The organism is Phycicoccus sp. Soil803, from assembly GCF_001429685.1.
Classification (GTDB): Bacteria; Actinomycetota; Actinomycetes; order Actinomycetales; family Dermatophilaceae; genus Pedococcus.
The window spans coordinates 4,167,573-4,180,818 of record NZ_LMST01000001.1; the positions used below are offsets into that span (position 1 = coordinate 4,167,573).

Annotated in this window: 11 protein-coding genes; 3 read left to right on the forward strand and 8 right to left on the reverse strand. The window is 65.4% G+C overall.

What is annotated here, in order from left to right:
• Window positions 1-3 precede the first annotated feature (3 nt).
• Complete coding sequence (locus ASG95_RS19370) at window positions 4-630, reverse strand: site-specific integrase (protein WP_057378506.1); 627 nt, start codon at window positions 628-630, stop codon at window positions 4-6.
• A gap of 107 nt (window positions 631-737) precedes the next feature.
• Here ASG95_RS19370 and ASG95_RS19375 point away from each other — a divergent pair, with 107 nt between their 5' ends.
• Window positions 738-1,289, forward strand: a complete 552-nt coding sequence (locus ASG95_RS19375) for a UTRA domain-containing protein (RefSeq protein ID WP_082592899.1) — start codon at window positions 738-740, stop codon at window positions 1,287-1,289.
• Window positions 1,290-1,308: 19 nt separating this feature from the next.
• On the forward strand, window positions 1,309-1,941 hold the full coding sequence (locus ASG95_RS19380; protein ID WP_057379015.1) for a YdcF family protein: 633 nt from the start codon (window positions 1,309-1,311) through the stop codon (window positions 1,939-1,941).
• 176 nt (window positions 1,942-2,117) lie between these two features.
• On the opposite strand, the gene ASG95_RS19385 is transcribed toward ASG95_RS19380, so the two are convergent.
• The 3 genes from ASG95_RS19385 to ASG95_RS19395 form a co-directional block, all read right to left on the reverse strand.
• A complete protein-coding gene (locus ASG95_RS19385) occupies window positions 2,118-2,474 on the reverse strand; it encodes a hypothetical protein (RefSeq protein WP_157582276.1) in 357 nt (118 codons plus the stop codon).
• 61 nt (window positions 2,475-2,535) lie between these two features.
• On the reverse strand, window positions 2,536-7,302 hold the full coding sequence (locus ASG95_RS22280) for an RHS repeat-associated core domain-containing protein (RefSeq protein WP_162259427.1): 4,767 nt from the start codon (window positions 7,300-7,302) through the stop codon (window positions 2,536-2,538).
• Window positions 7,303-7,790: 488 nt separating this feature from the next.
• Complete coding sequence (locus tag ASG95_RS19395) at window positions 7,791-9,020, reverse strand: SIR2 family protein (protein WP_082592903.1); 1,230 nt, start codon at window positions 9,018-9,020, stop codon at window positions 7,791-7,793.
• A 259-nt stretch (window positions 9,021-9,279) separates the two neighbouring features.
• Here ASG95_RS19395 and ASG95_RS21510 point away from each other — a divergent pair, with 259 nt between their 5' ends.
• Window positions 9,280-9,627 (forward strand): DUF6602 domain-containing protein, encoded by a 348-nt coding sequence (locus ASG95_RS21510; RefSeq protein WP_157582280.1) that lies wholly within the window; start codon window positions 9,280-9,282, stop codon window positions 9,625-9,627.
• A gap of 707 nt (window positions 9,628-10,334) precedes the next feature.
• Here ASG95_RS21510 and ASG95_RS19400 read toward each other — a convergent pair.
• From ASG95_RS19400 to ASG95_RS19415, 4 genes are all read right to left on the reverse strand, one after another.
• Window positions 10,335-10,739 carry a hypothetical protein gene (locus ASG95_RS19400; RefSeq protein ID WP_057378511.1) on the reverse strand — a complete coding sequence of 135 codons (405 nt, stop codon included), beginning with the start codon at window positions 10,737-10,739 and terminating at the stop codon, window positions 10,335-10,337.
• An 86-nt stretch (window positions 10,740-10,825) separates the two neighbouring features.
• Window positions 10,826-11,095: a hypothetical protein gene (locus ASG95_RS19405; protein ID WP_157582283.1), complete on the reverse strand. Its 270-nt coding sequence runs from the start codon at window positions 11,093-11,095 to the stop codon at window positions 10,826-10,828.
• 1,037 nt (window positions 11,096-12,132) lie between these two features.
• A complete protein-coding gene (locus ASG95_RS19410) occupies window positions 12,133-12,426 on the reverse strand; it encodes a hypothetical protein (RefSeq protein ID WP_057378513.1) in 294 nt (97 codons plus the stop codon).
• 129 nt (window positions 12,427-12,555) lie between these two features.
• Window positions 12,556-13,212, reverse strand: a complete 657-nt coding sequence (locus ASG95_RS19415) for an NADPH-dependent F420 reductase (RefSeq protein ID WP_057378514.1) — start codon at window positions 13,210-13,212, stop codon at window positions 12,556-12,558.
• Window positions 13,213-13,246: the final 34 nt, after the last annotated feature.

The window sequence follows — 13,246 nt, forward strand, 5'->3', positions numbered from 1 at the left end:
CCATTACGAGCCCTCGGCATTTCTTAGGGACTCGCCCGCGCTCTCAGACTCCACGTCGGCCGCGTCAGCCAAGCCCTTGGCCATCATGTCCGCTGCCCTGGTCAAGGTGTCGTTGAGGACGTGCGCGTAGAGGTCGAGCGTCATGCTCGCGGTGCTGTGCCCCATGAGGCTCTGGACCGCCTTGAGGTCGCCGGTCATCCGGAGCCATGCCGTTGCAGCGGTGTGCCGCAGGTCATGGGGACGCAGGCCTACCCGGTCGACGACCTCACACGCCTCCTTCCACCCTCCGTCTCGCCGCCAATGCCGTGAGTCGAGGCGCGCGCCTCGCGGCGAGGGGAAGAGCGGGGCGTCCGGCTTCCCGGTCAGGTGACGCTCCACGATGGGCACCAACTCGGGCAGGACCGGCACCATCCGGGTGACACCTCGCCCACCCTTCGTGCCCGGCAGAGTGACCCGCTTGCCCTCCTCGTCGAGGACATGGCGACGCCTGATTGCCAGGAACAGCCGTCCGGCGTCGTCCCGCATCGCGTCGCGCTCATCGAGCGCAGCGATCTCCGACCACCGCAGACCAGCCAACGCCAGGACCAGTGCGATCTCGTGATGCGGAGGCTTGAGGGCTGCGACGAACACCCGCAACTCGGCCAGCGAAAGCGCCTGACCAGGCGTGCCCTTGGTCGGCCGAGGGTCTGGTAACCCCGGTTCGACGACGAGGGACCGTCGTTCGCGAACGACCGCCCATGCGCCGGCTGGGGGCCGAGCGGTACTCCAAGAGCATGTGGAAGTTCGGCGACAGCGTCGCCTTCATCGCCGACCGTGAGGCATCCGGACAGCCCTGGCAGCGCACCGACCAGACCCAGACCGTCGAGCTGGTCAGCCCGCCACCCAGGGCCGTCGAAGTCCTTGGCATCGAGCCCGGCTCCCAGGTCTACGCCCGAGCCCGCATCGTCAAGCAAGAGGGCCGGCCCACCCACACGCTCACGAGCTACTACCGGCCCCAGGACGTCGAGGGCACTCCCCTGGTCGATGCGACGCCGGGACCGGCTGGTCGCGGCGGTGGCTTCGCCGTCCTCACGCTCCAAGGCCTTGAACCCCACGAGATCACCGAGACGTTTCACGCCCGGATGCCGACACCAGACGAGATGTCGACGCTGGAACTCCCAGCCGGAGAGCCGGTCATGATCCTTGAGCGAATCACCAGGACCAAGGACGGGTATGCCGTGGAGTACGCGACCGGAGTCCACGCCGCCTCGCGTTTCTCGTGGACCTACACCTACGACATGCCGGAATGAGGAGGCAGCCGTGAGCGTCATGGATGATGCCCAGATCCTCTGGGACTACCACCAGATGCACCACGAGCCGCGGAACACCGACATCGCGATCGGTCTCGGCAGCCACGACATCGGCGTCGCCGAACACACTGCAGACCTCTACCGGCAGGGCCGGTTCCCGCTCATCGTCTTTAGCGGAGCCAACGCACCCACGACCGTCGAAGTCTTCCCCCGCGGGGAAGCGGTCCACTACGGCGAACGAGCCGAACAGCTCGGAGTCCCGGACACAGCGATCGTCCTCGAAGAACACGCACGCAACACCGGCGAAAACTTCACACTGACCCGCGCACTGCTCGAACGCGAAGGCATCCACCCCACCTCCGCGACCATCATCAGCCGCCCCTACCAACAGCGTCGCGCCTTCGCGACATGTCAGCAGCTCTGGCCCGAACTCGACGTCATCTGCTCTTCACGGCCGCAGACCCTTGCCGACTACATCGCGTCCATTGGCGACCGGGACAGGGTGCTCAACATGCTGGTAGGCGACACTCAGCGCATCTGGGTCTACGCGAACCAAGGCTTCGCTACCGCTCAACTGGTGCCTGACGACGTCCTGGTCGCTTACGAGCGGATGCTCGGCCGGGGTTATGCCCTGCGGATACTGCCCGAATAGTCCAGTCCTCACCACGGATGAGTCTTCGGTACCCGGCGCAGCTCTTCGGTACCCGGCGAGGCGCGGCTTTTCAGTGGCCTCCGTCTAACGCGCACCCTGGTTTCGACGGACAGGACTCACTCGAATGACCCAACAAACCGGCTGCCGCTCTGAGTCGCGGCCATGAGCACGCGCCTTCATAGGTCACCCTGCTCGCCGAGGAGCTGCAGCAGGTCGAGCACTTCGCCGCGCTCGACCTCTCCGTCGACTAGGTCGCCGATCTCGTCCAGCCGGGACACCGCAGCCGAAATCGCGTCCTCCCAGGCATCCTCGAAAGCTATGTCCAGAGCCCGTACTGGCCCACCCCCCTCGTTCGCCACGTACCCCCGGCGGACGAAGGAGGCCCAGACTTGTGCCTCAGTGGGGGTGATTAGGCCTCGCCGCAGTCCGTCGAGGAGGGCAACGGCAGCAGCCCGCGAGACGACGAACGGATCCTCCTGATCGGCAACCGCCTCGCTAAGGTGGTCGTGATCCACGGCGACGATCGCGGCCATGCCAGCCGCATCCCCATTTAGGACCCGACCGAGGGCAATTGCCAGCTCATCGTGCTCGCCACTAGCCCTCACCATGTACCCACTTCGTTTCGATGAAGCCATTTGGTCCTACGGTGTTCTTGTATTCGACAACGATGTTGCCCTGTGAATCGATCTCCTGAACGTAGAGCTTGCCGTAGCCCGGGTTTCTTGCAGGGGAGAAGAATTGAAGTCTGTAGCCGCCGCTGGCCATTTCGGTCACCCGGAAGTCCTGACTCTTCGCAGTTGAACCTCGGAAGAAGCGATTGACGGCTGCCGACGCATCCCCCGAGATGCCTTGCCGGGCGGCTGCTCGACTGCCGAACTCGAGGACTGCCGAACTGCTGCTGGTTGCAACACCTCGTGCTCCCACGGCAGCGACGGCCCCCTGGACGCCCGCAGCAAGTCCGGCGCCTTCGAGCGCGGCCTTACCAAGCTCCTTCCAGTTCAGTTCGCCGATCGGGTCGCATTCGGCCTGTGGGTTGCGCATGACCTGGCTGAAGTAGTTGCCGAATCCGCCCCAGAGGGCTCCTGCTACGGCGGGGCATACGGGGCACTGTCCGGATGGGTCGGTGAGGTTGATGGGGTCGTTGGCTGCGTAGCCGTAGGGCTGGGCTGTCGTCGCTTCGAGGGGGTCGCGGGAGAGGAAGCTCGCGGTGGTGGGGTCGTAGTAGCGGGCGCGCATGTAGTAGAGGCCGGTGTCTGTGTCTTGGTATTGGCCGGCGTATTTGAGGGGGTTGGTGCTGGACCCGGTTGCGCTGGTGGTGCTCCCGTAGGGGTCGTATGTGAGGGTCGCCTGGACGGTGCCGGTGGCGTCGGTGAGGGCGCGGGTGGAGCCGAGCAGGTCGTGCTGGTAGTAGGACCGGCCTGAGGCGGTGACTCGTTGGAGGGGGAGGCCGTTTGGGCCGTAAACGTAGTTGGCGTCCTTGTCGGCGAGCAGTTCGGCGTTGGGAGCGGTCACGTCCCAGGCGTAGTTGGTGGTGGTGCCGCTTACTGTCTTGGTTGTCCGCAGACCGTCGACGTCGTACGTGTACGCGGCACCGGCGGCGGTGGTCAGCTGGTTGGCGTTGTCGAAGGTCCAGTTTGTGCTGGTGCCGGCTGGGTCAAGTCTGCTCGTGCGGTTGCCGCGGGTGTCGTGCGTGTAGGTGGTTTCGGCCTGCTGCAGGAGCAGGACCCCGGTGGTGAGGGCAGCACTGGTCGTGTGGGTGGCTGCCATGGCGCCCGTTGGCGAGCCGGTAGTTTCTTGGTCTGCCACGGCAACGTCGGTGCTGGACCCGGTCTTGCTCGTGCGTGCCGTGGTTCCGGATGGGGGTGTCCACGTGCCTGCCGTGCCGTACGCCCCGGCGCCCCAGACCAGCCGGTTTCCGGGTTGGGTGGCGAAGGATTGAACGGTGGTGGAGGTTCCGGCAGCGTTGAAGGCGCCGGTGACGGTGCCGACCGGGTTCACGGGGTTCACGTTGCGGTAGACGGTGACGGCGGCGGACTTGTCGAACTTTCCTTGGAACGACACGGTGATGGAGGTGTCGGTGCTGGTCAGTGTCTTCGTGTAGACGCCGAGGTTGCCGGGCTTGCTGCCGCCGGACAGGTAGGTGCCGCGTTCGGTGGCACCGGCCGGGCCTGTGAGTGTCTTGCCGGCCGGGTAGCTGACGTACAGGACTGCTAGGTCACCGGCTTGCACTGCGGGGAGGGTCAGCGTCAGGGTCGTGGCGTTCGAGTTGGATGTACTGGACGACCCGACGGGTGTGATGGGCGCGGCCGGGTTGCCGGAGAGTTGGGAGGCCGGGTCGTACGCCTGTTTCACGCCGTCCAGGCGAGTGGTCAGGTTCCCGTTCCCGTCGTACTGGGCGGTCTGGTTGTCGACGGTCTTGAGGCGGGCCTGGTCGTCGTAGGTGTAGGTGTGGTTGTCGCTGGGAACGCCTGTGGAAGTGGCGGTAGCGACCTGGCCATTGCCGTCATAGGTGTAGCCGAAGCTCGTCTGTACCGTTCCGCCGCGGGTGGCGCTGATCGACTGGACGCGGCCCGCCTGGTCGTGCTGGTAGGAGGTTGCCGTTCCGTTGGGGTATTGGATTCCCTTCAGGGCGCCGTCCGCCTCGTAAGTGAACTGGGTGGGCGCCTCGCCGAACGCCTCAAGGGCGGTGAGTCGGTCGGACTCGTCGTAGTGACGGACGACCGCGCCCGCGCTGTTGGGGTAGGTGATGCTGGTTTGGCGTCCTTCGAGGTCGTAGCCGTAGCCGACGGTTGTGCCCGTGGCGCTGGTCGATCCGGTCAGGCGCCCCAGGCTGTCGTACACCCAGGAGGCCGTGCCTGCCGTGGAGGTGGCGGCTGTTCGGCGGCCGAACTCGTCGTAGGCGATGTTGGAGTAACTGACGGGGCCGCCGGATGGGAAGGTGATTGCCTTGACCTGGCCGAGGGCGTTGTAGCGGTAGGTGGTGGTTTGCCCGCTGGGGTCCGTGACGGCGGTGACGTGGCCCAGTGGGTCGGTGGCCAGCGTGGTCACCCGGTTCAGCGGATCGGTCCGCGTGAGGACGTTTCCGAGGGAGTCGTAGGTGAACTTGGTCTCGCCATCGAGGGCGTCCGTGGTGCTCTTGAGTCGACCATTGGGGTAGTAGTCGTTTAGTTGAAGGCGGGTGGTTCCGCGTTCGGCTTTGGTGAGTTGGGCTGCCGCGTCATAGGTGAGGGTGGTGATGCGTCCCATGCCGTCGGTGGATGTGGCCAGGTTGCCGTCGTCGTCGTAGGTGAACACGACCTGGTTGGCGACCGGGGTCGTCGCCGACCACAGCGGGTTGCGCACCGCTGTGATGTCTCCGTAGGCGTTGTGCGTCCAGGTCGTCGTGTACGACCCGGGCGCTGCGCCGGGCAGATTCCCACGCGCCGTGGTGGCACTCATCAGCCATCCCGTGTATTGCGCGTAGCTGAAGGTGGTCTCGTCGCCGTCCGGGTTTTGTGCGGTCGGCGGCTGGATGACGGCAATGAGGTTTCCGGCGTTGTCGTACCGTCGTGTGGTGCGGTGCCCGCCAGGGTCGACCACGCCAGTGATGTCGGTCGGGTGTGCGGAGTCGCCGTACTCGAGGGTGGTCACCGCGGTGTCAGTAACGTTCCCACCGGTGGAGATCAGGGGCTGGGATGTCGTCCTCAGCCGCCCGGATGCGTCGTAGTCGAAGGTGGTCACCACGTCGCGGGAGACGGCTGACATGTTTCGAGTAACCGTACGCACTTGATGCCGGGCGTTGTAGGTATAGCTCGTCTGCACGTTATTGGCGTCGACCGCTGTGCTGAGGTCGCCGTCAGCCTCGTACGTGGCGGAGCTCTGGTATCCGTTGCCGTCGACCACGAGCGTCCGGCCCAGCGTTGCGGGGTCGTATCGGTACAGCCAGTCGTTCGAGTTCGGGCTGTTGTATCCGCGGGTCTCGAAGACCATCAACCCGTCTTGGTACTCGTAGCGCGTCGCGTTCCCGGCCGGGTCGGTGACGACGGTCGCGGTCGGGCTCGTTTGATACGCGAAGGTCGTCTTGCGCCCCAACTGATCCGACTGCCAATCCACCCGCCCCTGAGTGTCGTAGTGCGTCGTGACGACAGGCGGAGGTGACTGGGTCGACTGGTGGAATCGCGGGGACCGCATGGTGAGAAGGTGGTGGCCCTGGTCGTAGCCGAACTGCCAGTGCCCACCTCCCACGTCGGTGACGTCGGTGAGGTTTCCACTCGGGTCGTAGTCGTAGGTCACGACCCTTGCGGGCGTGGCTCCATCGCGTAGTTCGCTGATACGGCCATTGGTGAAGGTGAAGGTCACCGTGCGCCCGGCGGGGTCCGTCACCACCCGCGTGTTGCTTGACGGATACGTGACGGTCGTCGCCTGGTCGAAGGGGTCCGTGATCGACGTCAGGCGGCCTTGGTCGTCAAAGGTCTTGGTGTTGCCGCCGGCCACGGCGTAGGCGAACCCGCCTTGCGCATCGCGCGTGAGTGTGCCAACAACGCGGGGTGGTGCGGTGTACGAGCCGTCCGCCTCCTTGTCGAAGGTTGTCTCGGAGCCGTTGCAGCCTTGGAACGTGACGGAGTCTGCGCCTATGTTGAGGCGTTCGCCGTAGGCGTCGGACCAGCCGTACCCGAACGGACCATCATTCTGGGCCAACACGGAGTTGTAGGTGCGTCGCGCGCTGATCGCAGGGCCACGGCCCGGGATCGTCAGGTCGGTGAAGGTGTGCCAGAAGTTTCCGGTCGCCGGATCCACGGGGAACCGTGTCGCCTGGGTGCGCGTGGACCGGCTCTGACCACACCCAGCCAGCTGCTCCTTATCGCCAATCGCGCCACCCTCCGGAGCCGGCTGGATGACCGTTTGCGCCACCATGGCCGAGGCGCTCGCGTACACGGGGAACGTCTGCGTGACCGTCGCCGTAAGGGTCTGGCCGTCGGTGAACCGAACCGTGAAAGAGAACTCTGTGACCCAATCGCCAAAGCACACACCCGAACGCGGGTACCGATACCCCCGTGAACCAAGCAATGATGTGTCACCGTCAATGCCATCGCCCATCGTCAGGCGGGAGGCATCCCCGTCGTCGTGGTAACCGCTGTTACCCCCCGAGAAGATCATCGTCCCGCAGGCATCCCATGCCGTGTCCTGCGCGCTGTTAGTTGACGTCGCCGAGTTCGAGTTGGATGCAGAATCCCAAAGGGAGACGAAGGGGCAATACACGAACGCCTTGCCACCCCAAAAGCTCTTGGCCGGGTCCCCGTAGGAGCAGTTGAAGTACGGGTCTCCTTCAGTCCCACGAGCCAGGCTGCCAAACCGGATCTGGTCGCCCTGCGCGTTGCTCACCACCACCGGCGGAGGGCCACTTGAGGCAAGCGTGGCAAGTTGGGCTCTGCTCAGGTCAGCGCGCTTAGGTCCGGGAACAAGCTTGGATGCCTTGCCAACTTGCTTCCCGTAGCGAATCTTCGGCGGCTCGTATGCGCTGGTGCGCGCGTCACTGGCGGCAGCTGGCGAAGGCCGAGCGTCCTTCGCAACCGACCCCGTCGCCCCAACCGATCCAATCAGAGCAGCGACAATCAAGCCTGCGCCAGCAGACCGCAAACCAATGCGAAACACGGATTCCCCCCAAGCGCGACAACGAAGACAAACTGCCGCGACACAACATAGACGCATCCAAGCCGCCCTGAAGCAAGGTTCTGAGAAACCACGGCCGAAATGCCAAACACACGGACGGAAGGAGCCCCTAGAGCACGCGTCCGGCCGTCAGACGTGGGATCTCTCGTCCGCCGCAGCGCGACCGCCCGAAGCACGACCCGAGAAAATCCATCACTCGGTCAGCCGGCTCCGAACAGCTCCAGCAATCCAGCCTGGGCCGGAGTCCGCAGCAGGCCCCGATTGGCCCGAAGCACCCCCCGTCCAGGGTTCCGGTCGTGGAGGCGCCGGCTGACAGTCCACGCGTAGTCGTCTACTCCGCGGGGTCGCGACGGAAACCCAGGATCCACAACGAAGAGCCCACGGCCATCTCGATCTGCGTTGTACCAACGTTCGAGGACAGTGTTGATGTGTTGATCCCGGAACGAGTAGCCGATGACGACGAGATTCGACGAAGCGAGGAGAGCCTGCTCGAAGGCGACAAGTAGCGCGGTGTAAGGCCCCTCGGCACGCATCTTGTTTCCGCGCCCAAACACAACAGCGGGTGCCCCACTTGTGCGACTCTCTACAACGCGAGGATAGGGCGCGTTCGGATCTCCCACCGTATACCGCGGGAAACACGCGATTCTGTCGTTGCCTATGCGGCCTGGGTCGTCTGCGTTGACCAGGGTCCAGTCCACTGAGCCGTGCAGTTTGAGGAGCCGACGCCCCTCCCCGAATACCCAGGAGAAACCACCGCGCCAACGTTCGGCCCCTGTGGTGAGAGGCACACCGCACTTCGCCGCGGAGGCCTCGACGGTCATGTCGTAGTTCAGCGTGGCGACGACGGTGTCCGCAGGGGTCTGCCACATCGGGGCCAAGTAGTCGATGTTCGCATCACCGAGATGGAGTGCACGCGGAAGCTCGTTAAGCAGCGCATCGGCCACCGCGCCGAACACGTCGTGCGAAGACTTCAACGCATGCAGCTCTTCGAAGGCCCGCTGAACTGTGGCGCCGACCTCATAGTGGGTCCCTTCAGCGAACGCCCGCTTCAGCGCCTGTCCAAGATCCAGTAGCACCGAGTCGTCCGCCTTCTCCTGGGCGAGGAATGAGCTCCAGTCCGAAACGAACGGCGCGATCTCTTGGTCGTCCCTGTGCCGGATCGCATGCAAGGCCGCATAGACCCTCTCGACGTCGATCGGCCCGGTGACGCCGCGTCCATGGGTGGCATCCCAAGCCGAAAGAACGGCGACAACGGCGCGCATGATCCGGCTCAGCCGCTCGCCGCCGTACGGATCGTGATCGGTCCTGTCTCTTTGCGAGAGGGCGGCGGCCAGTCGTTCCGTTAGCTCGGACGATACCGGCAGTCCCGCGTCCACCGAGGCCCCGGCGCCAAGAAGGATGGTCGTGGATCCATGAACCAAGTTGGACATGACGCCAGTCTGTCGACTGCCAGAGGGGGCCGACGGAGGCTCGCCGCCGCGTTCGAAGCGGTACCCGGCTAGGGCTTCACGCCCGGGGTCTAGCTGCGCCGGCCTCCTCTGGCGCGAGTGTCCTCCACATATGACTGGATGCCTTCCCGTCTCGATGACACGATCAGTTCCGTGAGCGAACCCAATCCCGATGAGAGACCCAGCCCCTCACTACCCCAGCAAATCATCGGCGCCCATGCCCTTTGAAGCGACTAGACGCATGGCAGCCGTTGGGGCCGTCAAGCATCGCGGCGAACGTGGCCGCGCCCGCGAAGAAGTCTTGCGCCAGTATCTCAGGGAGGTGATACCCGAGGGATTTTTGGTCGCAACAGGCTTCATCATCGACAGCACCGGGAAACAAAGTCGTCAACAGGATCTCATCATTGTTCGCCGCGACTACCACCCGCGATTCCAGGTCGGCGGTACCCAATTCTTTCCAGTCGAGTCAGTAGCAGCTGTGATCGAGGTCAAGTCCACTCTCAAGAGCAGGACACTTCGGAATGCCATAGAAAATGCCCGGTCCGTAAAGGCGCTCGACCGCACCGGGGAGGCCGAAATTACATCGTGAACGGCGGCATTGGCGGCTCACGTGGCGTCGACGTGCGGGCCGACGAGGATGACCATCGAGTTATGTCGTTCATCGTCGCTGCTCGATCCGAGATCACCGTGGAGACGTTGTACCGGACATTTGCCCAAGCGATCGAGCACCAACCACGCAGCACGTGGCCCAACGGGATCGCCACCGCAGGCGCTTGGTACCTGGCGTACGACGTACCTTCCGGCAGGCCCCGAACGTCCTTGCACATCGCCACTGGCGTGCGCATTCACGAGGTGTCCCAAAAGTCGAACATCGAGCCTCTAGTCGACGTCGCACATGACCTTTGGAGTTGGCTGCGAGTCGCTCCGCTGGTCGACGTCAGACCTAACCTTTACATGCGGCCGAGCACCACCGCCTGGAGGGGCCCCATACCCGATGCTCCCAAGCCAACAGCAGTAGCCCCAGAAGACCAGAACTCAGATTCTGGCTAGGGCCCGGTCGAAAGCCGTGCGCAGAGGCGGACTTCGATCGACGGCGCGCTCTCGCCTGCGTCCTTGCTCTGCCGTGAGAACTTTCCTTACTGGCTCAAGCGCGGCTCCGCCGCGAGGCGCGAGGGCCCGCGATGGGGCCCCGCGCTCCGGGCGCTTCGCGCCCTCTGCGCACCCCACCGCACCCCGCGCGACATGCAAAGGCCCCCGCCATAGGACAGGGGCAATGTCAGCGAAGCCGCCTACTCATCAGTCTGGCTCCCAGAACCTCTCCGCTCGCACGGTCGCCGCTTCATCCGCAGGAAGCCAACGCAGGTCGTACACCGACCCCTCCCATTCCAGCCGACCGCGCACCACGCACTCCTCGTACATGCGAGTCGCCTCCTCGGGAGACATGGTCCACCACGACGTCGGGAACCCCTCCTTCTCATCGAAGAGGGACAGGTCGAGGTCGGGACGGTCCTCCGCGCTCACCAGGCGCCTTCGCCACAGTCTCCACTTCTGAGTCGCCCACTGGTTTACAGACATCATGGCGAAACCCATCAGGTCGCCCTCTTGCCTCAGCTCGGCGACAGCACCGTGCAGCCCTTCGAACCGCGGATCACGACGCGCATCAGCCGGCCAATGCTCCTGAATCCACTGATACTCGCGCACCCGGCCATGTTGGCAGCACTCAGCCTCGGAAACACACATCTCGGCGTGACAGCGCCGCCCCTGCGGCGCGTTTATCACGCGCCCAGCTACAGGAAGTCGCGCAGGAACCGCAGTCCGTCCCGACCGCTCTGACCAACGGCACCCCGAACCGACTGTCCAGAGCGACGGCTGCCCCTGAACCCGACCATGACAACCCCGACGAGGGCCAGAAAGCCCACCAAGATCGCGAGCAAGCCCACGACCGGTGGCCAGGGAATCAAGAACGACGTTGCCAGGACGAGGCCGGAACCGATCAACAGCGCGAGGGACAACATCCCCACGACCGAGACCCGTTGCTGCTCGCCCCTCTGTGGCATGTGCACAGTATGCGCGACAGTCGCCTTCGAGCTGCCGACCCTGCGCTCCACTCTCCGCCCGCCTCCGGGACGCATCAAGGGCGCTACGCGTCACTGCGTGATGGACTCCGTCCACCCTTGACCCGCCCACTTCGGCAGGCTCCCCTGCTCCGCTATCGGGTCGGTGGCTCTTCCTGGCCGTTGTCAAAGACGGGTGGACCAGCTGGAGGGACCGTCGGAGGTGTGATGTCTGGCCAGCCATCGGTCGACCGCCGCGCACGCCACGGCCAGAGTCGCCTGATCCAATCGAGCGATGCCACGGATCCACCCTAGGCTTCTGGACTGCCGTTCGGGAGTGGGCGACAGAAGGACACCGAGCAGGACACGAGGGCTGTCTTCGCGCCCCGAACAACCACAACCACGCGGCAGCCACCAAGCACGAGAACTGGCCCAAAGTCCTCACGGCCGCACGACTGACGGGCACTCCGTAGTTTGTGATCAACCCCAGTCGGCAGAAGGGCGAACCTTCGGCCTTGTGGTCAGGCACACTGCGTCCATGACCGAACGTGCGACTGCTCAGGACGACGCAGAACGCCGAGCAGCCCGCAGAGGGCCGTCCACTCTGTACATCGCCCTGTGCCTCGTCTCCATCGGACTCCTTGCCTTGGCAATGGCGAACGGGCTCCGGACCGACGGCTTCAGCTGGTGGCGCGCCGTGGGCGTCTTCGTGTACGGACTCGCGGCTGGCTTCTGGGTGTGTGAACTGGGGCCGGTGCAACGTTGGCGCGCCCGGCGTTTCGGACGAGCGAACGCGCGAGCCCACCGCGAGCCCGCAGATCCTCAGAAGCCTTGAGTTCGGACCGTTGAAGCATCCCAGGATGCACTGCCTTGCAACGGAATCTGGGTCCGGCGATTCCCCCGAGGGCGTTCGGGACGAAGAGGCCGCAGGTTCAAATCCTGTCACCCCGACGCACTGAGGGCGGTTCTTCGACGGAGTCGACGGAGCCGCCCTCCTGCGTCTGTGCAGCGGTCGCGGAGACTGACCGCGGAGCACGCCCCTAGAGGGCCCTGCCCCGCCGATGCCAGTCACTACCGGGGTTTCCGCGGATCTCCCGCAGCAGGCGCAGGTCGTCGCGCAGCTGGTGAGGCACCGGCAACCGGCGTGCGGCCAGCTCATCGGCATAGAGCTCCATCACGCGGAGCAGCTCCCGACGGGCCGAGAGCAGGCTGGTCTGGGTCACCGGAGACATCCGCCGCGCCGCGACCTCCCCGCGTGCCGTGCGCACGTCCTCGGCCAGCTCGGCCAGGGTGCGTCGTGGCTCTGGGACGGTTGGTGCGGTGTCGTTCGGCATGGCGGGACGACCTCAGCTCGGCGCGGACCCAGCGGGCCCCAGCGCGACAAGGGTGACACTACGCCGAATATCCCTTTGATCGGGTATGCCCCGATCGTCGGGGTGCTGGCGGGCAGCGGCAAAACCGCCTCAGCGGACGATCTTGAAGTTGAACGTGGGCGTGCCGAGCGCGCCCATCAGCCGCAGCCAGACGGGGAGCAGCATCTCCGGACCGCGTGCGGTCGTGATGTCCCCGAGGTCGATGACGTCGGTGTGACCGAAGCTCTGGAGCAGCTCGGTGACAGTGGCCTTGGCCGCGTCGTCGTTGCCCGAGACGAAGACCGACGAGTCCGCGCCGAGATCCCCGGGGTTGACCATCAGTGCGGCGGTGAGGGTGTTCAGGGTCTTGACGACGCGGGCCTGCGGGAAGGTGCGCTGGATCTGCTCGGCGAGGGAGTCGGTGTCCTTCACGAAGAGGGTGGGCGGGAAGCCGGCCGAGAAGTCGAGCGGGTTGGAGATGTCGATGACGACCTTGCCGGCCAGGTGGTCGGCGCCGGCGGACTCGAGCGCCGGGAGGGCGCCGGGCCCGCTTGTCGCGTTGACGACGAGCTCCGCGGCTGCTGCTGCCTCGGCGAAGGTGGCCAGGCTCGCGTCCCGATGGGCGTCGTGCCAGGCGACGAAGGACTCGCTGCGGCTGCGGGTGGCCTCCGGGTCGCGGGTGCCGACGACCACGTCGTGGCCGAGCTCGAGGAGGCGGCCGGCGAGGGCCTGCCCCACGCTGCCGGTGCCGAGGACTGCGATCTTCATGGTGACTCCTGGGTGCGGCGCTTCGCGCGAGGTG